A 25,329-nucleotide genomic window follows, 5' to 3' on the forward strand; every position below is an offset into this window, starting at 1 on the left:
CATTTCAGAGATAGTTTCGGTATGCCCTACCGTACTTGAGAAAAAATGCTTTATTCTCTGTACTTGGTGCTTTAAGGTTTTATCTTGCCAAAGCATTTCTTGCAAGAACCCCATACCTTAAGTTTTCAAGGTTCATTGCATCGATTAGATGCTGGGTTTTTCAACTGGTTGAATACCCTGCCAGTAGAGTTATTATAGCATTTTTCCTGGCCTTATATCCCCATACCTAAAAGGTAGGGGCGTGTGCGGCAATTTTTGGTAAAGATTTTGTTTGGGAGTGTCAAAACAGCAGTCCAGAAATGTCAGATAATAGATCTAGAACCTAGCACTAATCGTTAACACAAATGCCCTGGTTTGTCAAGATAGAACAAGGAATTGTCGAAAAACCAGTCTTCGATCAGTATGTTCCGGCTCACATCGCCTACGTGAAAGACTTAATCGCCAAAGGACACAAAGCCAAAACGGGCTACTGGGGAAGGCGAGGCGGAGGAATGCTGCTGTTTGAGGCGGCTTCCAAGGAAGAAGCAAAGGCAATTGTTGAGCAAGACCCCCTGGTTCAAAATGGCTGCGTTACCTATGAACTTCTCGAATGGTGTGTTGTTGTCGAATAAATTGAAAATCTATGTTAAACTGATAAGTGACCTGGACCTACGCGATCAAGACGCCCAAATCTTGTCAGGACCGGAAGGTAGCAGCAATACGGGATGCTCTTGATAGGCGTAGTCTCCGGGTCACTTTTGTCTGTAGGCAGATAGGAGGCATTATGCAGCGAGGTTTAGGAGATCTCGTCCAGAAAGCTGTTTACTTAGGGGTTGGATTAGCGGCTTACGCAGGTGAGAAAGCGGCTAAAAATATGGCCGAGTTGCGAACCGAAGCCCAAAAACTCGCCGATGAATTGGTAAAGCGCGGCGAGATGACCACAGAAGAAGCCCGTCGCTTTGTCGAAGAGACCCTCAAGCAAGCCCAACAACAACCAAACCCCGCAAAAAATCCGACTCAACAACCCCCAGAACCTCGTCAAATTGAGATTATTGACGCTGAGGATGATCAGTCTCAATCAGTAGACTCTGCTGAACAGTTACGTCAACAAGTCGAAAAATTACAAGAAGAACTGCGTCGTCTTAAGCGAGAGTAAAATCTGCCGGGTTAAGGGAGATGGCAGTGTTATACTGGATTTTCAGATGAAGCCGATTTGGTGAGGCTTTGTCTGAACAATTGTTAGCACGCAGGCGGCAAATCCGATGGAAGATTGGTCAAAAAGCTTTTTTGAAGCAGTCGGAACGGCAGTTTATGAAGTCGAAAAGTTATTTGAAGAAGTAAGTAGAGACTGGAACCAAATGGTTGATGAACTGACCAAATTTTCCGAAGAAATTACCGAAGAAGTTCACAATAAAATCTTCCCCGAATTGGAAGAGTATTTTAATGAAATTGTCGAACCGATTCTCGACATCTATTTTGATCTAGAATTAGAATTCGATGAAAGTGAGTTTGAACCGTTTGTTACCTACGTTCATCCTAACTCTCATCAAAATGCAGCTTGTCGGGGTTGTCAACATTATCATGGCCAAGTTTATGGCGGCAATTTACTCGTCTGTGCCATGCACCCGACCGGGGTAGAGGATGAAACCTGTCCAGATTGGGAAGCACCCTAGAATTTGTCTTTTTAGCAGAAAAAATCTAGAAAGCAAGCCTGATCAAACTCTATTAGATAACAAAAATATAAGTTCGGAATTTTTCATTCCCTATTCCATTTTTTAGTAAGTGGTGAATCTACCAGTACAGGATACATCCCTGTTAGGAATTCCAATACTTCCGGCATCTATTCAACTGCGTTCTTATCAAAAACAGGCGGTTCAAAGCTGGTTTTCTAACCGGGGACGAGGAACTTTAAAAATGGCAACCGGAAGTGGTAAAACCATTACTGCTTTAGCGATTGCCACTGAACTTTATCAGAAAATTAATTTACAAGTTTTATTCGTGATTTGCCCCTATTGTCATCTGGTGACGCAATGGGCGCGAGAGGCGGAAAAATTTGGCTTAAAACCGTTATTGGCATTTGAAAGTGTTCATAACTGGCAACGTCAACTTTCCGCCCAACTCTATAATATTCGTTCCGGTTTGCAACCCTTTCTTACAATTATTACCACCAATGCGACGTTAATTTCAGAGAGTCTTCAGTCACAACTGCGGTATTTTCCCGAAAAAACTTTGATTATTGGCGATGAAGTTCATAACTTAGGTTCACCCCGTTTAGAGGAAAGTTTACCGCGAAAGATAGGGCTACGTTTGGGCTTATCTGCGACTCCTGAACGTCATTTTGATGAAGAAGGAACTGACTCTATTTTACAATATTTTGGTTCAGTTTTGCAACCGGAACTCACCCTCGCTGATGCGATTCGTCAGGGGGCTTTAGTTCACTATTTATATTATCCGATTTTAGTCGAATTAACCGAAGCCGAAAGTCGCGCCTATTCTCGATTAACGACTCGCATTGGTTGGGCGTTGATGGATGAAGAAAACCTGGAAAAAAATGAAACGATTACTGCTTTATTAATCCAACGGGCGCGACTCATCGGTTCAGCCTCTAATAAAATTAACGCCTTGCATCAATTGATGAAAAACCGTTTACAGACGACTCATACCCTATTTTATTGTGGAGATGGGAGTATGGATAGCAGTGAATATTCATCAACTCGTCAGTTTGAAGCAACGGTTGAATTATTAGGGGTAAAACTCGGTTATCGGATTAATACTTATACCGCAGAAACCCCGTTAATCGAACGAGAAAAACTCCGTCATCAGTTTGAAACGGGACAATTACAAGGATTAGTTGCGATTCGATGTTTAGATGAAGGCGTTGATATTCCGGCGATTCAAAATGCAGTAATTCTTGCGAGTAGTAGTAATCCCCGTCAATTTGTACAACGTCGGGGGCGAATTTTGCGCCCTCATCCGCATAAAGAACGAGCAACTTTATTTGATATGATTGTGCTGCCGCCAGACTTAGGGCGAGATACCTTAGAAGTCGAACGAAATTTGTTAAGAAAAGAGTTAAAACGGTTTTTAGAATTTGCCGATTTAGCTGACAACGCCGGAGAAGCGAGACTGCAATTATTAGAATTACAAAAGCGATATGGTTTGTTAGATCTTTGATTTTGTCGCAAAAAAGTTAACATAACTCCGATGAAATTCGAGTCATCATACAGTAAAATCTAGAAAGAATCCGATCCCCAATAATATCATGTCCGATTAATCGATTATCATTATGTAGGGGCGGGTTCTAGACTATCTCTGACATCCACGACTAAAGTTCAATAAACCCGCCCCCACCCCATAACAGCATTAATAAACCGGACATAGTATAACATGAGTTTGCAATATTCTGATAGTTTAATTTCCACAATTTCTAATGTTTTTGCCGAGAAAAAATCCTCTTATAACCCAAAAACAGAACCGAATAGCCTTCAAGATCCCCTGGCGGATGTCTCTCCCGAAGCCAAAGAAATCATTGAACGAGTTTTGCAAGCGGAACGGGATAAACTCTATATGAAAACGCCACGTAATATTAATGATGATATCCTGAAAATTATTAAAGAGGTGGTAAAATGAAACTGATTTCAATTCGTCTCTGCAATTTTCGTCAATTTTATGGTCAAACCCCAGAAGTTATTTTAGCCTCGGGAGAACGCAATACAACCGTTATTCATGGGAATAATGGGGCGGGAAAAACCACGTTAATGAATGCGTTTACTTGGGTGTTGTATGATAGATTTAGTGCGGCGTTTGCGGCTTCTGAATATTTGGTCAATAAAAGAGCGATCACGGAATCTGAACCCGGAAAACCTGTACTTTGTTGGGTAGAAATTGTGTTTGAACATGATAGCAAACGTTACCAACTGAAACGAGTTTGTCGGGCGTATAAAAACAATAAAGACATTGAACAAACGCCCAGTGAACTGTATATGCAAGTCGCCGGAGATGATGGACGTTGGACAATACCGCCGCAACATCCTGATGATATTGTGAATCGAATTTTACCGATTAGTTTACATCAATATTTTTTCTTTGATGGCGAACGAATTGAACAAATTGTTAGGGATGATAAAAAAGCAGAAATCGCCGAAGCGACGAAAGAATTATTAGGTGTAGAAGTGTTAAATCGAGCGATTAAACATTTAGGAGAAGCCAGAAAGTCTCTGGAAACGGATTTGAGTGTGATTGGAGATGCAGAAACGAAAAAATATATTAAAGACAAGAAAAAATGTGAACAAGAAATAGAACGTCTGAATAAACGTCAAACCGAAATTGAACAAGAGTTAGAACATCTCAATGAATTAAAAAGAACTTTAAGTAGTCGTTTATTAGACTTAAAAGGTGCTGGAGAACTGCAAAAACGCCGAGATGAACTCGAACAACAAGCGAAGTTAATTCGAGAACAACTGAAACAAGCCAATGAAATCATTCGTCGAGAAATTTCAACACGAGGTTATACGGTTTTACTCTCAGAAACGCTTCTGAAATTTAGAGAAAAATTTGAACAGTTGAGAGAAAAAGGAGAACTGCAAACCGGAATTACACAACAGTTTATTCAAGACTTACTCCATCAACAGCACTGTATTTGTGGAACAGAATTAACAGCAGGAACACCCAACCGAGAACAGGTAGAAAGCTGGTTAGGAAAAGCGGGAGTTGCAGACATCGAAGAAACCGCAATTCGCATGAGTACCCAAGTAGATGAAATTGAAAAACGAGTTCCTGAATTTTGGGAAAAAGTTGATCGACAGCAAGCCAACTTAAATCAAAATCGTGCAGAATTGTCTCGGCTAGAAACCCAACTGGATGATGTCAAGAAGAAGCTGAGAAGCTACCCTGACGAAGATATTCAGCAACTCCAAAAACGTTTAGATGAAGTCGAAGCCAAAATTAATCACCTCAACCGCGAAACCGGTTCAAACCAACAACAAATCGAAACTGCAAACAGTTCAGTGAGTCAACTGGAAAAACAGATTGATAAACAAAAAATGAATGAGATGAAACAAGTTATCGCCCAAAGACGGATTGAAAAAACTCAAGAGTCAATTCACTGCTTAACTCAAATTAAAGACAGATTAGATCAACAATTTCGTTGGCAATTAGAAAGCAGAGTACAGAATATTTTTAGTCGAATTTCTTTTACGCCCTATCTTCCTAAACTTAATGAGCAATATGAATTAAAATTAATTGAAACCACAGCCGGAGATGAAGCAGAAGTCGCTGCTTCTACGGGAGAAAATCAGATTCTCAGCTTATCTTTTATTGGTGGAATTATTGAAGGGGTGCGAGAATGGAGTCAAAAAAATACCCTCATGGGGCCAGATAGTAGCACTTTTCCGATTGTAATGGATTCTCCTTTTGGCAGTTTAGATGAAATTTATCGACGTCAAATTGCTAAAATTATTCCCGAATTAGCAAATCAATTAGTTGTATTAGTCACGAAAACCCAATGGCGGGGAGAAGTCGCCCAAGAGATGGAAAAACGCATTGGAAAAGAATATGTTTTGTCTTATAATTCCCCAAAAACAGATTGTGAGGAAGATTTCATCGAGTCAGGGAGAGTTCGTTATCCATTAGTCAAACATAGTCCCAATGCGTTTGAATACACGGAGATTTTAGAAGTGACGGATGAATTTTAAAAAATATTTTTGATAAATATGCTGATTTTGAGGCGAAATATTCGTAATCAGTCAATAGCCGTCTACCTCAGTTCTGATGATGAATATCAAATCTATTGCTAAAACTCTTGCGATTGCTGTGACAACTTTAGGATTGGTACATTCTCCGCAAGCTGTTGCCCAAAATTCTCCTTTTTATTGGTCCTATATGGGAGAATCAATGGGACAAAAACTTTATCTTGATGTTTCCATGTACAGTATTCGTTTATATGACAAAGGAGAAACTTTATTCACCTATAAAATCGGGGATGAAATGATTTATGCTAAAAGCCATTGTCGCACTTGGCAGTGGTATATTCTTGGCGTTTCAAATCGTAATGAAATTGATAATATTACACCCCCGTCAGCGATTGGGAACGGAAACCTTTATTCAATTTATGATGCGACAACTGATGAAATGATGATGCGGGTTTGTACGGCTGCTTCTCTAATGTCAATCCCTTAGCTTCAACCCCAGTTTATCAAAAAAACCGGGATTTAAACTACAAAATTTAAGAATAAAGCTTGACAATAGGTAAACCTTTTTGGGGAACGCTACTGAGAAAGATATAATGACTAACTTTTTATCAAGAAGCGTCAACGCAGTCGGGCAAGATACATCCAAATAATTCAGTGGAATAACCGGATACCAGTTTTGAGTCCACAAAAATTGAGTTTCCATGATACTCTGTAGTCACAACTTTTGAGTTCTATGCTAACGCACCGTCAAGTTCGATCAAAACCCCATGACCGAAACCAGTCAACATACCCTAGCCGATGAAATTATTCAATCGGGTATCGGGTTACATAGCGGCTTAGAAACAACCGTTCGCATTTTACCAAGTTCTGCCGTCGGACGCTATTTTGTGCGGGTGGATTTACCCGAAAAACCGATTATTCCTGCAAAAATTACATCCGTTGTCTCAACGACGCTTTCCACTGAATTAGGGATTTTAGAGAAAATTAACCCTTCACAAATTAGTATTCGTACCGTCGAACATTTATTATCCGCTTTAACCGCAATGGGAGTCGATCACGCCCGCATCGAAATTGACGGGCCAGAAGTTCCGTTGTTAGATGGATCGGCTAAAATCTGGGCAGAGGCGATCGCTAACGTTGGGCTGGCGATCACTTCCCAAATTACCCCGACGATAGCCATTACCCAAGAAATAATCATTCGTCAGGGCGATGCTTTTGTCGCTGCTATCCCCTCAGATGAAACTCGCTTTAGCTACGGGATAGATTTTGAAAGCGCCGCAATTGGTCAACAATGGTACAGTTGGACGCCGCAACAAGAAGATTTTACAACCGCGATCGCCCCCGCCCGCACCTTCGTTTTAGAAAAACAAGTTCAACACCTGCAACAAGCGGGATTAATCAAAGGCGGAACCCTCGATAACGCCTTGGTTTGCGGCGACGACCGTTGGTTAAATCCCCCGTTGAGATTTTCAAATGAACCCGTGCGTCATAAAATTTTAGACTTAGTAGGGGATTTGAGCTTGTTGGGAGTGATTCCTCAAGCTCATTACTTGGCTTACAAGGCAGGTCATCACCTACATACCCAACTGGTTCAACGCATTCAGCAAGCCGCCTTAGTCGCCCTCTGAAGCTTCTCTCGTTAACCGTTGCCCTAGATCCCCAAAAGATGGGAAGCTAACTCTAAAATTGTCAACCTGAAAAAATGTCTGACGTGAAATCCGATCCTGTTGATTCTAACGCGATAGAAACCCCCAACGGCACCGCTACAACCGTAGTTCAAACTGTGATGGGTATCGAAGAAATTCAAAAGCTGTTACCGCATCGTTACCCCTTCGCCCTCGTTGATCGCATTATTGAGTATGAACCCGGAAAACGGGCGGTGGGAATCAAAAATGTCACCTTCAACGAACCTCATTTTCAAGGGCATTTTCCCGGAAAACCGATTATGCCGGGAGTATTGATCGTCGAAGCGATGGCCCAAGTGGGGGGTGTCGTGTTAACCCAAATACCCGATCTCGATGGGAACTTGTTCCTGTTTGCAGGCATCGATAAAGTCAGATTTCGCCGTCCAGTGGTTCCCGGTGATCAACTGATTATGACGGTTGACATCCTTTCTTTGAAACGGCGTCGTTTCGCCAAAGTCCAAGCCCTCGCAGAAGTCGATGGTAAACGGGCTTGTGAAGGCGAATTGATGTTTTCTTGTATTTAACTCATCAGCGTTGTCAGGTGATTTTAGAGATCGGATTAAAATGAACAGAGTTTTCCGGTTATCAATCTCCTGAAATCACCCAACATCACATACCCTAAAATTAAAAATCCCTATGCTCACCTTAATTCACCCAACGGCTGTTATTCATCCCAAAGCACAACTACACCCCAGTGTACAAGTGGGAGCTTATGCTGTGATTGGGGAAAATGTTAAGGTAGGGCGTGATACAACCATTGGCCCTCATGTGGTGATAGAGGGCTGGACCGAAATTGGCGATCGCAATCAAATTTTTCCCGGTGCAACCATTGGGACTGAACCTCAAGATCTCAAGTATACCGGAGGGGTTAGTTTTGTTAAAATTGGCAATGATAATGTAATTCGAGAATATGTCACCATTAATCGGGCGACTTATGAAGGTCAAGCGACGATTTTAGGCAATCAAAATCTGTTAATGGCTTATTCTCACATGGCTCATAATTGTGTGATAGAAAACCAAGTGATCATTGCCAATGGCGTAGCCTTGGCGGGTTATGTTCACATTGAGTCTCAAGCCCGAATTAGTGGGCTGGTGGGTGTGCATCAATTTGTTCATATTGGTAAACTAGCAATGATTGCTGGATTGACGCGCATTGTTCAAGATGTACCTCCGTTTATGATGGTAGAAGGAACACCCCCAAAAGTGCGATCGCTGAATTCTATTGGCTTAAAACGGGCAGGTTTCACCCCTGAAGAATTAGCACTGTTGAAAAAAGCGTTTCGGATTTTGTATCGTTCCGGCTATCGACTTGAACAAGCGTTAGAACAGTTAGAATTATTACCCGATCATCCTCATCTACAACACTTAAGTCGTTTTATGAGATCAGCACTTACTCCTGAACGTCGAGGTTTAGTTCCAGGGAAACGCAGTTCATCCCGTTTAGAACAATAGTAGCTATGGAATTTGTAGAGGGAAACCTGACTCGATGCGATCGCCTACAATAGAGTCAAAGAATTACAGACCGAGGCTGACTGCTCTATGCCCGAAATCGTCGAAATTCCCCTATAATTCACTCGCTTTCAACTCTCACCCGCCGTTCAAGCTCATTTTTAAAAAGCCTATTTTATCAGGAGGGATGAAGGCTATGAAGCTGAGACAAGCACCTTTATCGCTCTTTGATCACCCCCTGAACTCCGGTTAATTTTGTTGGCTGAGTCGGCGATAAACCGTAACTAACCCATCCGCATCACCAACATTTCCCGGAAACAACACAACAGGTAAATTGGGAAATTGAGGATGATGATCGGAAGTTTTCACCATCGAACATCCCGCGATCACTTGACCTAATAACCGAGCGGTTTTCAAAGCTAAACCCTTACTCAACACATCATTAGAAGTAATTCCACCTTTGCTGATTAAAAATCCGATATCTTCGGGTAAACCTCGGACAATATCCATCAATAAATCAGAAACAGCCACGCCAAATTCTAGCCGAACTTCGGTACTACTAAAAGTAAGTTCTTGACGACTGGTGTAAATAACAGGTGTTTTTCCTTCGCGGTGTACTTGCTGAATTTGTTGAAGTATTTGGGTTAATAAATCCTGACGTTGAACTGTGCTATCTTCGAGTAAATGAGAGACATCCACTTCTATTCCCACAATGTTAGATTCTTGCAACAAACGTTCGAGTTGTTGGGTTGATTTCTTCACATGAGAACCCATTAACACCACACCCGGTTTCCCTTCACGGCTGTATTTAGACATTTCTACATCCGGGATAGGTTGAGGGCCAAGGGCGGCGAGGGAGGTGAGGATACTGGCGGCACTGCGAAACAGAAAACGTTTTCCTTTTTTGGCAGTCGCTAAAATATCAGAAGCAAAGTGATCTAAGTCGGTTTGGGTTTCTCCATCAACAACAACACACTGGTTCCCAGAAAGCTGCATGAGGCGATTTTGGGTTCCACTGCGGATATCATCTAAAACAAAGCGTTCAACGGAGGTAGCGGGAATTTTACCGTTTGTTTTTTCCGCCACGTAGTCGGGTAAGTAGCTGTGATGGTAGCCAAATACAGAGTCTTTCGCAAATTCGGTTTCGTGTACTGGAGTGGGAACGCCATCCACTATCAAGTAATGAACGCTATTGCGAGTGATCCGTCCTCCTTCAAAAAAGGCGGGAACGAGGAAATGAGCATCAAAACCACCGAGTTCTTCGGCGATCACGTCCGTTTCAATGGGATAATGACCGCGTAGGGTAGAATCAGAACGACTAACGACGAGGAAATCTTCGATAGACTCTGCGGCGATCGCTTGTTTAAGGTTTTGAGTGACTTCCCGAGTGACGCTGGCGGCTTGTTCTGGGGTTAACGCTCTGGTATTAGTCAGGATAAAGAAAATGGGAGATTGATCACAAAGTCCGAGTCGCAAGGTGTCGATATCCCACTGGGTGAGCAACAAGCAACTGTGAACGGTTTGAGAGCCTGTTGGATCGTCATCGAGTACAATAATTTTAGGTTGCATCGGCTAATATTTGTCGAGTGCATAATACAACAGCCTAACATTTAACGGGTTGAGTGTTTCTGTTGGAGTTGTTTGAGTTTTTGGTGGACTTCTGTCGCCAGTTGTCGTGACTGGTGAAGCAGGCGGCTTTCTTCTGTGCTGCGATAGCCACTCCCCGGCTGAATTAAGCGGTTGAAGTCGGTTTCTAGAAGTTCTTGATGTTCGCTAATAAATTGATGATTTTTGCGAAGAATTTTTTCAGTTTTTAATGATCGAACCAGATCGCCTCGAATAATTTTTAAGGCAGTGATTACTTCTTCTCGCTGATAAATTTTAACTTGAGAGTTGCCCGCTTGTTCTAAGTGATCATAGAGAATGACGGCCTGTACAATCGTATTATAGCGATCAACTTCATCAAAAATTTGCAATAAATTCGGGCTTCTCAGAGTCGTGATTATTTTATAGAGATCATCAATAATGACTGCCAGAGCCGCTAGAAGATGGATGAATATTAGCAACGGGTGATGTTGTTCAAATATCGTTGCTAAAATCCCATAACTGATTAAAATCAGGATGGATGTGATTAAGGTTTTACATCCTTCCTTGAGGAATTTTTGCCAGGTTGGTGGTCGATAAACTTGATCCATCCCCAAACCACTGAGGTGTTTGAATTCTCCTTTGGTAATTTCTAAGCCTTGAAGTTCAGATTGCATGGAGAACTATCGACGAGCCACTTCTATAAATTTAGACTCTATTTTAACAGAGTTTTGCTTTTTATGATTGACTTTTATGTTCTTTAGCAAAGGGAGCAATAATCTGTTCTTGTTTGGCTCGTTGAAATGCCCATTCTGGCGTCAGAGGAAGGGGTTTTTTTTCTTCTGAATAAGATAGATTTAACTGCACTAAATCATCGAGTTCCTGTTTTAAGCCTCGAGTCTCAACTAGACATTGCAGTAAAAAAGCATCATAGCGATCGCCAATTTGCTCATAAACTCGTGAAGCGGTTTGATGAGTATTGGCTCTTTCATTCGGATTTAAAAAAGTCAGTAAAGGGGCTAATCCCGCGACTAAAATCGAGAGAATAATCTGAATAATAGTTCCCCAAGTATTTTTTTCTTGCCCCAGATCCGCGATGGCTTGAACCCCTGCTAAAGCCGCAAAAACGGTACTGGGAATGCCAATATAAAGATGAGTATTTGACCAGCGAATCGAAACTAAAACGTGCGCCCGACTCAAAATTCGACAAATATTACGGCGATCTTCTGCTCGTGCCATAATATCTTCTCGTCGGACTAGAGAATCCCGGTTAGGGGGGGTGCTGGTTACGGCAGGATCACTGATTGGGGGAGTATCCTGATTCGGTAGATCAGGGTCATTTGTGTTCATGTTGAGGGTAGAAAAATTGTAACTCTTTTGAGTGGTGGGTCTAAGTCTGCGACTCGCATTATACGATATTTGGTGAAGGTTAAAAAGGGGAATCGCAACCCCACAACTTCAACCCAATCACAAAGGTTGTTCCCTGACCCTGCGGATAGGAAAGTTGGCCGAGGTTGGGTAATTGTAAGTTCAAGTTGACGGGGGAAAAAACTTGTATTTCTGCCTGCATTTGCTTGATTAAGTCGCGAGCGATCGCCAGTCCCAAACCCGTTCCGGGAATATTACCAGTCGCTTGAATGCCTCGATAACCTCGTTCAAACAAATGTTCTAAGTCTTTGCGGGGAATACCGGGACCTGTGTCACTGATGGTAATTCTTAAGGGATGGGATAATTTGCTGTTTTCTGAGGGAGGATGAACCCGAATGGAGATGCAGCCTTGAGGTGGGGTGTATTTGAGGGCATTGTCAATCAGATTACTCAAAACTTCACGCAAGCCTTGAGAATTGGCTTGTACGAGGGGTAATTGGGGGGGAATCTCAGTAATACAGGTGAGTTGACGTTCTTCTGCGATCGCTTGTGCCGAGAGGATCAAGGGTTCAAGAACGGCTTGGACTGAAGTGGCTTCTAAAAATTGGCCAGCCGGGAGCAATCCTGGGGGTTTTAGACTGGGAGATGGGTGGGGTTGTCCGCCGAGATAGTTGTCTTCGAGATCTTGAACCTGATCGGATGCTAGGGGTAAACGCATTTGTTCTTCGTTGAGGGCGAGGGTGTGATCGACTTGTTCAAGCAGTTCTTTGATCCGATCGCTTTCTCGAAGAATCCCATCTGCTATTTTATGGTTTCTATCTTCGGGTAAAAGACGTTTGAGCAACAATTTTCCAAAGGTTCGCACTGCTGTCAGGGGACTTTTCAACTGGTGCAGGAGACTGTGCAGGGTATCGTATTGTTGAGCTTGTAATTTTTGCTGCTGTGTAAATTGTTGCTGAAGCCATTGCAAGCGTCGATTTAAAATAAAAGCTGTGGTCAGGGTGTGAGCGATCACTTGAATTTGATGCTGTTCTTGAGGGGTCCAAGGTCGATCTTCTCGGCTCGTGACTAAAAACCCCATAACTACACCATCCCGCATCAGGGGCAAGACGAATTGACGCTGTTCTAACGGTTGCTGTTCTTCTAGAGGGGGTTTTGATGAAGGGATCTCAAAATTGATTCTAGATTCAACCTCAACCCGGGGAATAGTATTTGCGGGGTTCGATGAGGTTGGGGCCAGCAAACGAGGACGAGACATGAGACTGTCTTCTACATCTAAGCTTGAGGACATCAAGGCTTGACTTTCTGGCTGATTTACATTACTACTTTCGGGATAAGCTGCCACGGGGATCAGTTTTCTGTGACCGCCTTCAACCCAGTCTTCTGTTAAATAGACAATACTCAATGATGCTCCCAAACTGGCTACCAGGGAGACTTGAGCTTGGCAGAGTGTAACGAACTCAGAACGGGTTGGCATGAGGGCAGAGGAGCAAATGATTGGGGGTTAAAGCTTGTGAGCAGTCTGCTTTTCCCGCAAACCCAGTTGATTTTGCGAGCTTATCTTGCATTTTAGAGCATTTTCAACAGATGAGCGACAGCAAGCCCCCTGGTCACTGTCCCAGGCGACTTACCCCTTGAGAATATTTTTTTTCAGCTTTTTTGGCCCTCAGCTCTTTCTATTCCCGAGGGGATAAGTTATGATTAACGTTAATAGCACTGCTTTAGCTTTATGGCAAGGCTTTTTTGTATCAATCTGTTAAAAGATATTGAAATTTTGAGCCAGAATCGATATACTTCTACCGGATTTGGTAGCTAGATTTACAACAAGTCTGCAAAAAACAGGAGGTAACTTAAGTTGGCTAGAAGACGTAAGCGCAAGAGCCGTCGCAGACAAGAAGGCCGTCGGATTCTAGAATGTGTACCCCAATACAGCATTTCTAGTGGAGAAGACAAGCCCGTAACAGCTGCCCGCAAGTTTATTCACGCAGAGGGAATCATTCCTCCAGCATTGCTACTTGTCAAGCGAAACGAACATACCACCGATCGATACTTTTGGGCTGAGAAGGGCTTATTCGGCGCCCAGTATGTCGAAGAAAACCATTTTCTGTTCCCCAGTTTAAAAGAAATAGCAGAGAAAACGACTGCAAGTCCTGCTCGGGCTTAGTTTATGGTGTTGTGGGCAACATCATTTTTTTTGTCGGACTCAGAGCAGAATCAAGATGAATTCCTAGAGTTGATTGTGATTCGGCAGAAGTGGCCTGACCGATGAGACGCTTAACTAGATGAGTTAGGATTTAATTATAACTCTCTAGAAAGCAAATCATACAGGAAGTCTAAATTTTGAGGAGTGAGGACTTCTATCTCCTCTCCGTGATCACCCCTTGCTCAAAGCCTAACTTTACCCGTTTAGTGAGTTTCTTCCCAGGATTTCAACCCAAGAGACTGTTTCAGGGTAGCGAGTTCATCTCGATGTCCTCGAACGGTAATGATACTCTGGGGTTGAGTAACGGAGTCAACAGCCACTTCCAGCTTCAGGGACACCTGCTCTATGCGTCTAGCTCGTTGCCAATAAAATAGACCCGTTAAGGGAGAAAGAATCACTAGCCCCAGAAACCATTGACCATTCTGCGGAACGATCATGGATAGAACTAGGGCTAAACATAACAATCCTACGGCTGTGAGCAATGTTAAAAAAATAGCCAGAAACCAACTTGGACGAACAAGCCCCTCAAAGATGATTTGATTTTCTTCAGGGTTCGTTTGTGCCACTCGATAAGCCCGTGAACTAAAGTGAAGTTGAAGCTGAGTCAACAAGGACTCAGCCTCTTGTGGAGCGATCAGTTTTTCTTGTTGAATGCGCTCTTTAACAGAAGCCTTAATGAAGAAAAACAGACCGACAACCATTAGGGACGTGAGTACAAAGGTAGAAGGTAAGACAGGAACAGTCATGGGCGACAAGTGAGACAGCTTGAGTAAAAGTTTTCCTTAGAATACTTTACACAAGTTGAGCCTCTGCGGCATACTCCTGAGCATACTCGTACCAAAGACGAGCCAATTCTTGAGCTTTGTTCCGAAATTCAGGAGTGAGTTGGTACATTCTGCGAGGGCGTCCCCGTCCTTCTACCTTCTTCCAATACCCAGTAATACTATCTTGGGCTTCGAGAAACTTCAGGGCGCTATAGAGTACCGTATCTGACAGTCTGTAGATGGCATATTCTTCTTCTAGTCGGTCAATCAACTCGGTTCCATAGGAATCTCCCCGTAAGACGACAGATAAGATGTAGCAAACCGCCAACTCTTTATTAAGATAAACAGGCGGAGGGCTTTGGAAATAGCGATAAATGTCATCGAAAGTCATAGTCATAGTCATAGTCATTGGATTCTTCCCGCTTAATATGCCTTTCCACAGCAACGGTGGCAAAGGTTGTCCACTGACTGCTTGCTAAATAATTTATCGCGCCTACCGATCAGCATTTAGTCAAGACTGTCACCATTTGAAGGATGAATTAATGCAAATTGCTCGTCAAGGAAGAAAATTAGGGGAATAACGACGGAAAAATGGGCAGTTTGACTGTTTTTAAGGGTTAATTTTTAAGGTTTTCTCAAGAATCTGACAGCATTCTTCGACTGGGGTGCGTTGTCCCATCGCCTCCATTAAGGCTTCATAGGCGGACTGATGTTGTTCAATCAAAGTTTGGGCTTGTAGAGTCGCCCAACGCTCTTTGAGAGTAGCTTCCGAAAGGGGGCGTCTGAGTTGTCTCCAAACGGTTCTAATTTTTCCTCGATCTTCAGCGCCGCCTTCTGCTTTGTCATAAACTAAAGTTTCTGCTGCGATTCCCGCCATCCAAACGGTGCAGTAGCGATCAATTAATTGGCCGGAAAGCTGACCTTGTTGCAGTTGTCCCAACAACTCTCTATCATTAAACTGAACGCCACCTTGAGCCGTTTGTCCCTGTCTCCAGGCTTCGAGAGCATTCAGGGCGTAACCCGTGATCGGAATATTCATTAAATAGGCTACCAGAAAATGTCCAGCCTCGTGACGGAGGATGCGATCGCGTTTTTCTGGAGAAATTCCTTCTATACTTTCAATTAAAACGGTTGAACCCTGACCTTGGAGCGCTAGGGTATCAATTGTCCCCAAAACGAGCAGCGAAAACACTAAACTTGCAGGAATGATAGGAGATAAATGAATTAGTGGCCCGAGCAGAGCGGACATCGTTAGGGTAAAAATCGTAATCGCAATCAGATTTAGGGACGTTTGCTTCATAACAGATTAGGGTTCGATCTCAGCTTCGGGGATATCAAGGGAATTTTCCAACTTTGACTTGGCTTTATAAAACGTTTCTAGACTATGGCGATCGCCAACATAACGCCAATGCCAGGGTTCATAACTCACCCCTTGAGGATTGTCTTGGGGAAAGGATAACTCAAAACTGTAGAAAGCTGCATTTTCAGCCAACCACTCGAAGGCTTTTGTTTTTTCAAAGCTGACAGCCAGATGAGTATCGGGAAAATCTGCATCCCCAACATCGAGAGCATAACCTGTATGATGTTCGCTATAACCCGGAGGAGCGCTCACTTCAGCGCGTTTGCTGGCATTTTGTCCCCGTTGGGCTTTCACCTCAAAAAACAGATATTCTTGATCTTGAATGGTGCGAAATCCAGATAAAGGAATTAAGCGAATTCCCTCTTGCCGAGCGCTATCTGCCATTTCTAGGTAAGCTTGGGCAGCAGCAGAACGCAATTTAATGCTGCCATCTGCTGTAATATTTTTCAATTCATCTGGGGATGCTTCTTCGTAGGGAAGATGTCCAAGCAAGTCTTCTGAGGGTTGATCACCGGAACTCGCTTCCTCTGTTAAGGGGTTTTCCCCAGCCGGAGAAGCCGTCGCAGAGACTGAGGGTTCAGTCGAAACAACGGTTGGGTTGGGTTGCGCTAAGTCGCTTGGTGCCTGTGTCATCAAGATGCCAAACTGGTAGTTGAGCAACAGCGTCAGACCAAATGCTATTGTAGCGAGTCCCAGTAACTTCCAAAACAGCCACTTTCGCTTCGACTGGCTGGCGCCGGGTTCAGTATCGTTAGGATCTCGAATGGCTTCCGGGATATCTTCTGCAACCATTTCGGAGAGGGGTTGTGTGTTTTCGGGCAGACTTGCGTTATTCAACAGCTTCACTCCTGCTTTTCGTCAAAGCACCACTTATCGATTTTAGACTGAGAGTTGAAAATTATCAGCATTAAGTTTAGGATTTAGGCAGCTTTACTCAAATCTAGTGTAAAAGCTGCGTGATGCAGCACTTAAACACCCTAACCCACTCTCAGAGCCTTACAAGCTCTAATTTTTGAGTCTTGATTTGGCGATTCAACCTTTTAATATAAGGTAAAAGCCGCAATGGGTATCCTTTTTACCAAAGATTAATTTTCCAACATTATACAATTGAGTTTTCAATAACAACTATCACTGTTCCGGATCTGTTTATTGATTTTTGGGCTGGGATTGATTTCTTGGGGAATTCCTCAAAGGTTCGGCTAAAAATTTGAGATAAAAAAGCTAATTTATTTTTGAATCAATCGCGAAAAAAATGATGATTAAATTCAAACCAATTAGAGGCTCATCTCTAAGATAATGACTCAACTTTTACAACTCTATCAATGGTTAATTGGCGGAGTCCTTTTGGGATGGATTCTCAGACTTATTTTACCCTCTTTTGTTCCCGTTTGGATTGGACGATTTTTATTTTGGGTTGGGGTTCCTGTCGGAATTTTTGCATTTTTACGTCAAGCTGACTTATCGGGAGGAATTTGGTTAGCCCCGGTTGTGGCGTGGATAGCCATTTTATCGGGTGCGTGTTTGGCTTGGGTTTGGATCAGTCGAAAACGCCATGATTCTCCTCTCAATCAATCTTGGAGTCGCCCTACTCAAGGGAGTTTTATCTTAAGTTCAATGGTGGGAAATACGGGTTATATTGGTTTTCCTATCATCTTATCATTGGTGGGAACAGAATATTTTGGTTGGGCGGTATTTTATGATGGTTTGGGTTCTGCTATTGGCGCCTATGGGTTGGGAGTATTATTAGCAGCTAAGTTTGGTTTAGAGACTCAAAACCCTCTGTCTTTGATGATAGTCATGTTGAAAAATCCGGCGTTGTGGAGTTTAGGGTTTAGCTTGGTTTTTCGGGAGGTTCCTTTCCCTTCTGGAGTCGAACAAATTTTACAAGTAATGGCTTGGGGAATGGTTGCTTTATCGTTGATTTTGATGGGAATGCGCTTGAGTCAACTGTCTTCTTGGCGTTATTTGAAACAAGCTTCTGTCAGTCTGACGATTAAAATGTTTATTGTTCCGTTGGTTATCGGTACAATTCTCTCGATTTTGGGCGTTAGGGGTTCACCGCTCTTGGTTATGGTATTATTAATGGCAACTCCCCCTGCTTTTGCAACGTTGGTGTTAGCAGAAGCGTTTAATCTAGATCGGGAGTTAACGGTTACGACTCTCGCTGTCGGTTCTGTCGTTTTATTAATAACTCTACCGTTTTGGTTGTTCTTATTTGGATCGTCATAACGATTAGCCCTAAAAAGAGTTTAAGCCTGAGTGTATAGAACCTCAAGCTTTAACTCGGTGTTTATTTTTTAATACCCCCAAGGGAATTCGAATCCCTGTCGCCTCCGTGAAAGGGAGGTGTCCTAGGCCTCTAGACGATGGGGGCAGAACTTGTGTTTAGCATTTCTTGCCTTTCACCTTTACTACTATAGAGAGATTATTCTCGGGTGTCAACCCCTTTGGCAAAAATTTTTTGTTCTCAATGAGGAAATTCGCTGAAACTCCCTTGAAAGTTAGCTTGTAGGATTGAATACCGTTAACCATGAGGAGGGTTAACTGGAGGGGATGTCAATCTCCATTCTTTTGTGAAATGTATCGATTTATGTAGACTGATCAGCAACAAATAAGTTAAACAAGAGTTAGGAGTTGTTCAGAGTTAGGATAAAGGAGAACGGGACAGGCCTAGAAACCCGTCCGAACTTTTATCTGAAAAAAACTAAAAGTTACTATGGGGATTGCTACAATAAATCCAGCGACAGGGGAGTTGCTGAAGACATTTGAAGCGTTAACAGACGCTCAAATCGAAAACAGTCTCAGCCTCGCCCAACAAGCCTTTGAACAGTATCGGCATCTGCCATACGAACAAAAAGCAAACTGGATGCAGAATGCGGCGAATATTCTTGAAACTGATGCCGAGAAATTCGCTAAACTGATGACGCTGGAAATGGGAAAACCTCTCACTTCAGCGATCGCAGAAGCCAAAAAAAGCGCTTCGGTTTGTCGCTACTACGCTGAAAACGCCGCTCAATTTCTCGCCCCTGTTCCGGCTGAAACGGATGCGAGTCAAAGCTACGTGCGCTATGAACCTATGGGCATTATTTTAGCCGTCATGCCCTGGAATTTTCCCTTTTGGCAAGTTTTGAGGTTTGCGGCACCTGCACTGATGGCGGGGAATGTCGGCTTGCTCAAACACGCTTCCAATGTACCCCAATGTGCTTTAGCGATCGCTGAAATTTTCACTGAGGCGGGTTTTCCCGAAGGCGTGTTTCAAACCTTGCTGATCGGATCGGATAAAGTCGCTCAAGTGATCGCTGATGATCGCGTCAAAGCGGGAACCCTCACCGGAAGCGAACCTGCGGGCATGAGTTTCGCCTCTCTTGCCGGGAAACACATCAAAAAAACGGTATTAGAATTGGGGGGTAGCGATCCGTTTATCGTCCTCGAAAGTGCAGATCTAGAAGCGGCGGTGGAGTCGGCAGTCACCGCTAGAATGTTAAATAATGGTCAGTCGTGCATTGCTGCCAAACGCTTTATCCTAGCCGAAGCGATCGCCGATCAATTTGAACAGGGTTTAGTTGAAAAATTCCAAGCTTTAAAAATCGGTGATCCGATGGCAGCCGATACGGATGTCGGGCCGTTAGCAACACCTGACATTCTACAAGATATCGACAACCAAGTGAAAGCCTCCGTCGCAAAAGGTGCTAAAGTGCTGATAGGCGGTCAACCCCTGGCACAACCAGGAAACTTTTATCCGCCCACCATCTTGAGTGATATCCCACCCGGAACCCCCCCCTACGAGGAAGAATTTTTCGGCCCTGTAGCGTTAATGTTCCGTGTCTCCAACCTCGATGAAGCGATAAAATTAGCAAATAGCACAGTCTTTGGTTTGGGTGCAAGTGCATGGACGACAGATGAAGCGGAGCGCGATCGCTTAATCTCAGAGCTAGATGCGGGTGCTGTCTTTATCAACGGTTTAGTCAAGTCTGACCCACGTTTACCCTTTGGTGGAATTAAACGCTCAGGCTACGGACGAGAGTTAAGTATTCAGGGCATTCACGAATTCGTCAACATCAAAACCGTTTGGATTCAGTAAAAATCATTCGGAATTGAGGATTCAAAGTGAAAAGAATTCAGGCTCAACTGATAAATAGAAGAATTGTTGACCGTCGTTGCAATGATAATAAAGTAAGCCTGTAAAGGGTGAACTTTGAATCCGACTCCCGGACGATACGGCAATGAATCTCATCTGATTTCAAAATTTCCAATTTTTAGACCTCACATGAACACAGCAGAACTTCTGGTGAAATGCCTTGAAAACGAAGGAGTGCAGTATGTCTTCGGACTACCCGGTGAAGAGAACATGGAAGTTCTCGAATCCTTGAAAACCTCCTCCATTCAGTTTATTACCACCCGCCACGAACAAGGCGCCGCTTTTATGGCTGATGTCTACGGACGCCTGACGGGAAAAGCCGGAGTTTGTCTGTCCACCCTTGGGCCAGGAGCAACCAACCTAATGACAGGTGTGGCTGATGCAAACCTCGATGGTGCGCCTCTGGTGGCTATTACCGGACAGGTGGGAACCGATCGAATGCACATTGAATCTCATCAATATTTAGATTTGGTGGCAATGTTTGCTCCGGTTACTAAGTGGAATTCCCAAATTGTTCGACCCAGTAACACGCCGGAAATTGTTCGGAAAGCCTTTAAACTCGCCCAAGCGGAAAAACCCGGCGCGGTTCATATTGATCTGCCTGAAAATATTGCCGCTATGGCAGCCATTGGACAGCCTCTAGAACGAGATAAGCGTGAAAAAGTCTATTCAGCTTATCACAGTATGAATGAGGCAGCCGTTGCCATTTCTAAAGCTAAAAATCCGATTATTTTAGTGGGAAATGGTGCCTTACGAGCGAATGCCAGTGACTCCCTAACTGAGTTTGCCACCCAACTGAATATTCCAGTTGTCAATACGTTTATGGGGAAAGGTGCTATTCCCTATACTCATCCCCTCTCTTTGTGGACAACGGGATTACAAAAGCGGGATTATATTAGTTGTGCTTTTGATAAAACCGATTTAGTCATTGCCATTGGTTACGACTTGATTGAATATTCTCCTAAAAAGTGGAACCCCGAAGGCAAAATCCCGATTATTCACATTAGTGCTACTCCGGCTGAAGTCGATAGTAGTTATATCCCCATTGCTGAAATTGTTGGCGATATTTCAGACTCGCTCAATGAGATTTTGCGCCGTTCAGATCGCGCGGGAAAACCTGAACCTTATGCGTTAAAATTACGCTCAGAAATTCGTCGCGACTACGAACAATATGCTGATGATGATGGCTTCCCCATTAAACCCCAAAAACTCATTTATGATTTGCGTCAGGTGTTAGGGCCAGAGGATATTGTCATCTCTGATGTTGGCGCTCATAAAATGTGGATCGCTCGTCATTTTCATTGCGATCGCCCCAATACTTGTATCATTTCTAATGGCTTTGCAGCGATGGGAATTGCCATTCCCGGTGCAATGGCGGCTAAATTAGTGAATCCCCATTTAAAAGTTGTGGCGGCGACAGGCGATGGTGGGTTTATGATGAATTGCCAAGAGTTAGAAACAGCTTTACGAGTCGGAACGGCTTTTGTAACGCTCGTTTTTAATGATGGCGGTTACGGCTTAATTGAATGGAAGCAAGAAGACCATTATGGTGATTCTTCCTTCATTAAATTTGGGAATCCTGATTTTGTCAAATTTGCCGAAAGTATGGGGTTAAAAGGCTATCGGGTTGAGTCAGCAACGGACTTAGTTCCTATCTTAAAAGAAGCACTCGCTCAAGATGTTCCGGCTGTAATTGATTGTCCCGTTGACTATCGAGAAAATGCTCGTTTTAGTCAACGTTCAGAAGGCTTATCTTGTCCGATTTAAGCTAAAAAACCCGCTTTATTTTCGGGTGGGTGACAACCAATTATTCAACTGCTGAGATCACCAACTTTTTGCTGTCACCCACCCTACTGATATTACTCAGTGGGTGACAACCAATAATTCAACTGCTGAGATCACCAACTTTGTGCTGTCACCCACCCTACACAGTTGTAGCTTATTAAAATAATATAGATTGCCAAAATGAACCCTTTTCTGTAACAATAATCAAAGGGAGCAATTTAGAACTAACTGATTTTCTCAATTTATAATGAAAATTGCGACTTGGAATGTTAACTCAATTCGTACCCGTCAAGAACAAGTTTTAGGTTGGTTACAGACTAACCCTGTTGATATTTTGTGTTTACAAGAAACAAAGGTTACGGATCAACAATTTCCCCGAGTTCCTTTTGAAGATTTAGGGTATCATCTTTCTATTTCTGGACAAAAAGCTTATAACGGAGTCGCCATTTTTAGCCGTCAACCCTTAGAAGATGTTACCGTTGGCTTTGCTGCTATTCTAGATCCAAATACCGTTCAAACCTTTGATGAACAAAAACGAGTGATCGCCGGAACAATTGACGGAATTAGAATTATAAATTTGTACGTTCCCAATGGTGCCAGCGTCGGAAGTGAGAAATATCTCTATAAACTTAGTTGGTTAAAACTCTTAAAAGAATATCTCCAAAAAACCCAAGAACAAACCCCAAATATTTGTGTTTGTGGAGACTTTAACATCGCCTTAGAAGATCGAGATATTCACGATCCAAAAGGTCGAGAAAATCATATCATGGCCTCAGAAGCCGAACGTCAAGCCTTAACAGAAATTATAGACTTAGGGTTAGCCGACGCCTTCCGTAAATTTAACACCGAAAGCGGACAATTTAGTTGGTGGGACTATCGCGCCGCATCGTTTCCGCGTAACAAAGGATGGCGCATCGATCATCATTATTTGAGTTCATCTCTGTATGATAAAGCCAAAAGTTGTATCATTGATAAAACCCCCAGAACCCTAGAAAAACCCAGTGATCATACCCCCGTTGTTGTCGAGTTGTGAAATATCTTTTAAGCAAAACCTTTTCTAATTTTACTAAGACTGTGAATCAAACTTTTTCATAAAATCACGGACTAGCTGTAAGCCGAATTCTTCATCATCCCAGCCTATTAATTTTAATATAAAACGACCGGAATGTACGACCGAAAATTTTCAAAATCTTTATCTGTGGTATAAATACTATAACCACGACGATGAGCTACTGCACAGATTAAAAAATCAGTATTTGAACCTTGAACACCATTACGGCGACAGGTATTGAAAAATTCGGCGGCGAGTTCATAGTCTTTGGTTGTTATAGCAGGTCGCGCTGGCTTGTTTACAAGGGTCAAGCCTTGAATTTACCACCAAGACACAAAGACACAAAGAAGTTGTAAACATTAACCTGCTCATTGCTATAGTTCTAAATCTGGAAAAGCACGAAGATAGTCTCGCAATCGAGTAAACTGTTCACTATAGCGAATACCAGAAAGCACTTCTTGACGAATTACCCCCAGTAAAATGACCTTTCCATCTGTAATTAAATCTTGTAGTACATTAACGGTAGTAATGTCATCGTTTGGTGTATTGCGCCGCAATGCAAGTGACCAAACAGAAGTATTTACAATAACCTTCATGTTTTTTGTCTTTGTTGCTTGTAATCATAATCTTCGTCATAGTCAATTGTCCCAAATAAATCCAAGACTTTGAGTTGTTTTCGACGTTGAATGTATTCACGCAAAGCCGCTTCAATCAAGAGATTTGCCGTTGAATACTCGCTTAAAGCAAGAGCTTCTTCAAGCAGTTTTTCATCGATTTTCAGGTTGTTTACCATGTATTTTGTCTAAATCTGACTTACTGATTCCTATGTTAGACAATTCCAGAAAATTTGAGGAGTCAGAAGTCAATCTTGAAGTCTCTCTCACGACTAACCTCTAACTCCTCAGCATCAAGATTCTATTGAACAAGAGCCAATTCTAGTAGTTCAATTTCGCAGCTTGAACCTTTTCAACTGAGATCTATCTTCATTACTCTGACAAATTAACCGATCGCTTCCCACTCAGACTCAAGCTTGACTGTAAGTTAAGTTTTTCTAATCAATAACTGGAAATCGTTTTGAAAAATAAAAGTTTATGGGTAAAATCGGATTTTTAATTGAGAAAATTTCTTAAATACTTGACGGAATTCTAGGGGTTCTGGTACAATGTTAAAAACACCACCCAAGGGTTTACTCTGTCTACAGGTCAAAATAGAGCCTACAACCCTTATTCTGTCGTTAAATATCAGCTTATCCTGACTGAATTTTTAAACAGCGATGCACGAATTTTCAGCTTGAAAGCAAAAGCCCAAAATCGGCATCTTGACAAAATCAAGTATTTGTGCATTGATCAGTCAACAGGTTTGACCGAAAAACTGGGATACAAGCCTCGTCCTAAAGGCGCGACTTTTATGTTAGAATTATATACGTGGTCATGGTAATCAACCACGCGAAAAACCCAGTCGCCGAAAAGGCAACGAACCTTGAAAACTGAAGTTATGGGGTTCTTCTCTGGAACGCTTGAGAAGGTAAAAACTAGCCTGCGGCAACGCTGCGCGTACAAGCACCAAGTACCAGAGAAACCAAGAGTTTTTTTAGGGTTTCAAACTGTACCGAAGGGCATTCGGAAACAGGCTTCTGGAATGGAGTAAAACGTTTGGGGAGAGATCCGTCTCTGGTATAAATAAGGAAACTTATTTATATTAAGTGGACTCGCTGAACCAAGAATCCCCGCCTTAAAAGGCGTGGGAGTGTCAAAAAAAGAAGAAAATTTGAGGAGTCAGAAATTAATCTTGAAGTCTCCCTCACGACTTACCTCTAACTCCTCAGCATCAAGATTCTATCGTAATGGAGCAATCTTGTCTGCGACCATAATCAAAGATTTGGTCGTAGGTGAATTGCGACCAACAAAAAAGACTCGGTTTTGGGAAGCCCGTCTGAAGTTTTCCTGTACAAAAGTCTAACGGGTTAACATAACAGGATAGAATTCTGGTAATATTCCAGTATGTTAACACTAACCTACGAATTTAAGTTAATCCCCTCTCAAAAGCAGATTGCCATCATTGAGAATATGTTGGCAGTCTGTAGAAAGGTGTGGAATTATGCCTTAAGAGAGCGGAAAGACTGGATAAACAGTAGGAAGTGTGCAATTAATTCTTGTTCATACAACAAGAATACATCATCTCAGCAGATACCCCTTACCCCAACTACAACGTACAAGCCGCGAATCTAACCAAGTCGAAGAAAACTAACCCAGAACTTAAGAAAGTAAATGCTC

Annotated in this window: 27 protein-coding genes, 1 tRNA gene and 1 other RNA gene; 17 read left to right on the forward strand and 12 right to left on the reverse strand. The window is 42.7% G+C overall.

What is annotated here, in order from left to right:
• The first annotated feature begins 344 nt into the window (after nucleotides 1–344).
• The 11 genes from WN50_RS26320 to lpxA all read left to right on the forward strand — a co-directional run bounded on the left by WN50_RS26320 (nucleotide 345) and on the right by lpxA (nucleotide 8,806).
• Nucleotides 345–611: a YciI family protein gene (locus WN50_RS26320; RefSeq protein ID WP_046280238.1), complete on the forward strand. Its 267-nt coding sequence runs from the start codon at nucleotides 345–347 to the stop codon at nucleotides 609–611.
• A 28-nt stretch (nucleotides 612–639) separates the two neighbouring features.
• Nucleotides 640–736: signal recognition particle sRNA small type (ffs, locus tag WN50_RS31560), an RNA gene on the forward strand.
• Between the two features lie 27 nt (nucleotides 737–763).
• Nucleotides 764–1,135, forward strand: a complete 372-nt coding sequence (locus tag WN50_RS26325) for a phasin family protein (protein WP_046280237.1) — start codon at nucleotides 764–766, stop codon at nucleotides 1,133–1,135.
• 106 nt (nucleotides 1,136–1,241) lie between these two features.
• Complete coding sequence (locus WN50_RS26330) at nucleotides 1,242–1,652, forward strand: hypothetical protein (RefSeq protein ID WP_046280236.1); 411 nt, start codon at nucleotides 1,242–1,244, stop codon at nucleotides 1,650–1,652.
• Nucleotides 1,653–1,764: 112 nt separating this feature from the next.
• The gene (locus WN50_RS26335) at nucleotides 1,765–3,153 is read left to right on the forward strand and encodes a DNA phosphorothioation system restriction enzyme (RefSeq protein WP_046280239.1); all 1,389 of its coding nucleotides are present in this window, start codon (nucleotides 1,765–1,767) and stop codon (nucleotides 3,151–3,153) included.
• 213 nt (nucleotides 3,154–3,366) lie between these two features.
• The gene (locus tag WN50_RS26340; protein WP_046279314.1) at nucleotides 3,367–3,609 is read left to right on the forward strand and encodes a hypothetical protein; all 243 of its coding nucleotides are present in this window, start codon (nucleotides 3,367–3,369) and stop codon (nucleotides 3,607–3,609) included.
• Nucleotides 3,606–5,672 (forward strand): AAA family ATPase, encoded by a 2,067-nt coding sequence (locus tag WN50_RS26345; protein WP_046279315.1) that lies wholly within the window; start codon nucleotides 3,606–3,608, stop codon nucleotides 5,670–5,672. Before WN50_RS26340 ends, WN50_RS26345 begins: the two co-directional genes overlap by 4 nt.
• 76 nt (nucleotides 5,673–5,748) lie before the next feature.
• A complete protein-coding gene (locus WN50_RS26350) occupies nucleotides 5,749–6,156 on the forward strand; it encodes a hypothetical protein (RefSeq protein ID WP_152964936.1) in 408 nt (135 codons plus the stop codon).
• Between the two features lie 280 nt (nucleotides 6,157–6,436).
• Nucleotides 6,437–7,297 (forward strand): UDP-3-O-acyl-N-acetylglucosamine deacetylase, encoded by an 861-nt coding sequence (lpxC, locus tag WN50_RS26360; protein WP_046279318.1) that lies wholly within the window; start codon nucleotides 6,437–6,439, stop codon nucleotides 7,295–7,297.
• 74 nt (nucleotides 7,298–7,371) lie between these two features.
• Complete coding sequence (gene fabZ, locus WN50_RS26365) at nucleotides 7,372–7,878, forward strand: 3-hydroxyacyl-ACP dehydratase FabZ (protein ID WP_046279319.1); 507 nt, start codon at nucleotides 7,372–7,374, stop codon at nucleotides 7,876–7,878.
• A gap of 112 nt (nucleotides 7,879–7,990) precedes the next feature.
• On the forward strand, nucleotides 7,991–8,806 hold the full coding sequence (gene lpxA, locus WN50_RS26370) for an acyl-ACP--UDP-N-acetylglucosamine O-acyltransferase (protein WP_046279320.1): 816 nt from the start codon (nucleotides 7,991–7,993) through the stop codon (nucleotides 8,804–8,806).
• A gap of 246 nt (nucleotides 8,807–9,052) precedes the next feature.
• Here lpxA and WN50_RS26375 read toward each other — a convergent pair whose 3' ends face one another.
• From WN50_RS26375 to WN50_RS26390, 4 genes are all read right to left on the reverse strand, one after another.
• Nucleotides 9,053–10,372, reverse strand: a complete 1,320-nt coding sequence (locus WN50_RS26375) for a four-carbon acid sugar kinase family protein (protein ID WP_046279321.1) — start codon at nucleotides 10,370–10,372, stop codon at nucleotides 9,053–9,055.
• Nucleotides 10,373–10,413: 41 nt separating this feature from the next.
• Nucleotides 10,414–11,064 carry a hypothetical protein gene (locus tag WN50_RS26380; protein ID WP_046279322.1) on the reverse strand — a complete coding sequence of 217 codons (651 nt, stop codon included), beginning with the start codon at nucleotides 11,062–11,064 and terminating at the stop codon, nucleotides 10,414–10,416.
• Nucleotides 11,065–11,125: 61 nt separating this feature from the next.
• Nucleotides 11,126–11,626, reverse strand: coding sequence for an SLATT domain-containing protein (locus WN50_RS26385; protein ID WP_046279335.1), 501 nt, complete (start codon nucleotides 11,624–11,626; stop codon nucleotides 11,126–11,128).
• 190 nt (nucleotides 11,627–11,816) lie between these two features.
• On the reverse strand, nucleotides 11,817–13,232 hold the full coding sequence (locus WN50_RS26390; RefSeq protein WP_046279323.1) for a sensor histidine kinase: 1,416 nt from the start codon (nucleotides 13,230–13,232) through the stop codon (nucleotides 11,817–11,819).
• A 378-nt stretch (nucleotides 13,233–13,610) separates the two neighbouring features.
• Here WN50_RS26390 and WN50_RS26395 point away from each other — a divergent pair, with 378 nt between their 5' ends.
• Nucleotides 13,611–13,919 carry a DUF3155 domain-containing protein gene (locus tag WN50_RS26395; RefSeq protein ID WP_046279324.1) on the forward strand — a complete coding sequence of 103 codons (309 nt, stop codon included), beginning with the start codon at nucleotides 13,611–13,613 and terminating at the stop codon, nucleotides 13,917–13,919.
• 242 nt (nucleotides 13,920–14,161) lie between these two features.
• Here WN50_RS26395 and WN50_RS26400 read toward each other — a convergent pair whose 3' ends face one another.
• The 4 genes from WN50_RS26400 to WN50_RS26415 form a co-directional block, all read right to left on the reverse strand.
• Nucleotides 14,162–14,704, reverse strand: coding sequence for a cofactor assembly of complex C subunit B (locus WN50_RS26400; RefSeq protein WP_046279325.1), 543 nt, complete (start codon nucleotides 14,702–14,704; stop codon nucleotides 14,162–14,164).
• Between the two features lie 46 nt (nucleotides 14,705–14,750).
• Complete coding sequence (locus WN50_RS26405; RefSeq protein WP_046279326.1) at nucleotides 14,751–15,113, reverse strand: PadR family transcriptional regulator; 363 nt, start codon at nucleotides 15,111–15,113, stop codon at nucleotides 14,751–14,753.
• A gap of 219 nt (nucleotides 15,114–15,332) precedes the next feature.
• Nucleotides 15,333–16,022 carry a hypothetical protein gene (locus tag WN50_RS26410; protein WP_046279327.1) on the reverse strand — a complete coding sequence of 230 codons (690 nt, stop codon included), beginning with the start codon at nucleotides 16,020–16,022 and terminating at the stop codon, nucleotides 15,333–15,335.
• A 6-nt stretch (nucleotides 16,023–16,028) separates the two neighbouring features.
• Nucleotides 16,029–16,874 (reverse strand): M15 family metallopeptidase, encoded by an 846-nt coding sequence (locus tag WN50_RS26415; protein WP_046279336.1) that lies wholly within the window; start codon nucleotides 16,872–16,874, stop codon nucleotides 16,029–16,031.
• Between the two features lie 504 nt (nucleotides 16,875–17,378).
• Between WN50_RS26415 and WN50_RS26420 the strand changes: the two genes are divergently transcribed.
• Nucleotides 17,379–18,311, forward strand: coding sequence for an AEC family transporter (locus WN50_RS26420; protein ID WP_046279328.1), 933 nt, complete (start codon nucleotides 17,379–17,381; stop codon nucleotides 18,309–18,311).
• Between the two features lie 72 nt (nucleotides 18,312–18,383).
• Here WN50_RS26420 and WN50_RS26425 read toward each other — a convergent pair.
• Nucleotides 18,384–18,456, reverse strand: a tRNA-Glu gene (locus WN50_RS26425).
• 342 nt (nucleotides 18,457–18,798) lie between these two features.
• Here WN50_RS26425 and WN50_RS26430 point away from each other — a divergent pair.
• The 3 genes from WN50_RS26430 to xth all read left to right on the forward strand — a co-directional run bounded on the left by WN50_RS26430 (nucleotide 18,799) and on the right by xth (nucleotide 23,038).
• Nucleotides 18,799–20,163 carry an NAD-dependent succinate-semialdehyde dehydrogenase gene (locus tag WN50_RS26430; RefSeq protein WP_046279329.1) on the forward strand — a complete coding sequence of 455 codons (1,365 nt, stop codon included), beginning with the start codon at nucleotides 18,799–18,801 and terminating at the stop codon, nucleotides 20,161–20,163.
• A gap of 186 nt (nucleotides 20,164–20,349) precedes the next feature.
• Nucleotides 20,350–21,987 carry an acetolactate synthase large subunit gene (locus WN50_RS26435; RefSeq protein WP_046279330.1) on the forward strand — a complete coding sequence of 546 codons (1,638 nt, stop codon included), beginning with the start codon at nucleotides 20,350–20,352 and terminating at the stop codon, nucleotides 21,985–21,987.
• 265 nt (nucleotides 21,988–22,252) lie between these two features.
• Nucleotides 22,253–23,038, forward strand: a complete 786-nt coding sequence (gene xth, locus WN50_RS26440; protein WP_046279331.1) for an exodeoxyribonuclease III — start codon at nucleotides 22,253–22,255, stop codon at nucleotides 23,036–23,038.
• A 113-nt stretch (nucleotides 23,039–23,151) separates the two neighbouring features.
• Here the strand turns inward: xth and WN50_RS26445 are convergent, their stop codons facing one another.
• The 3 genes from WN50_RS26445 to WN50_RS26455 all read right to left on the reverse strand — a co-directional run bounded on the left by WN50_RS26445 (nucleotide 23,152) and on the right by WN50_RS26455 (nucleotide 23,849).
• On the reverse strand, nucleotides 23,152–23,367 hold the full coding sequence (locus WN50_RS26445) for a PIN domain-containing protein (protein ID WP_046279332.1): 216 nt from the start codon (nucleotides 23,365–23,367) through the stop codon (nucleotides 23,152–23,154).
• Between the two features lie 63 nt (nucleotides 23,368–23,430).
• Entirely contained in the window at nucleotides 23,431–23,652 is a 222-nt protein-coding gene (locus WN50_RS26450; protein WP_046279333.1) for a PIN domain-containing protein, read from the reverse strand.
• Nucleotides 23,649–23,849 carry a type II toxin-antitoxin system VapB family antitoxin gene (locus WN50_RS26455; RefSeq protein ID WP_046279334.1) on the reverse strand — a complete coding sequence of 67 codons (201 nt, stop codon included), beginning with the start codon at nucleotides 23,847–23,849 and terminating at the stop codon, nucleotides 23,649–23,651. Before WN50_RS26455 ends, WN50_RS26450 begins: the two co-directional genes overlap by 4 nt.
• 1,207 nt (nucleotides 23,850–25,056) lie before the next feature.
• Between WN50_RS26455 and WN50_RS32855 the strand changes: the two genes are divergently transcribed.
• Nucleotides 25,057–25,284, forward strand: a complete 228-nt coding sequence (locus WN50_RS32855; protein WP_342586785.1) for a helix-turn-helix domain-containing protein — start codon at nucleotides 25,057–25,059, stop codon at nucleotides 25,282–25,284.
• The last annotated feature ends 45 nt before the right edge of the window (nucleotides 25,285–25,329 follow it).

Source organism: Limnoraphis robusta CS-951 (assembly GCF_000972705.2).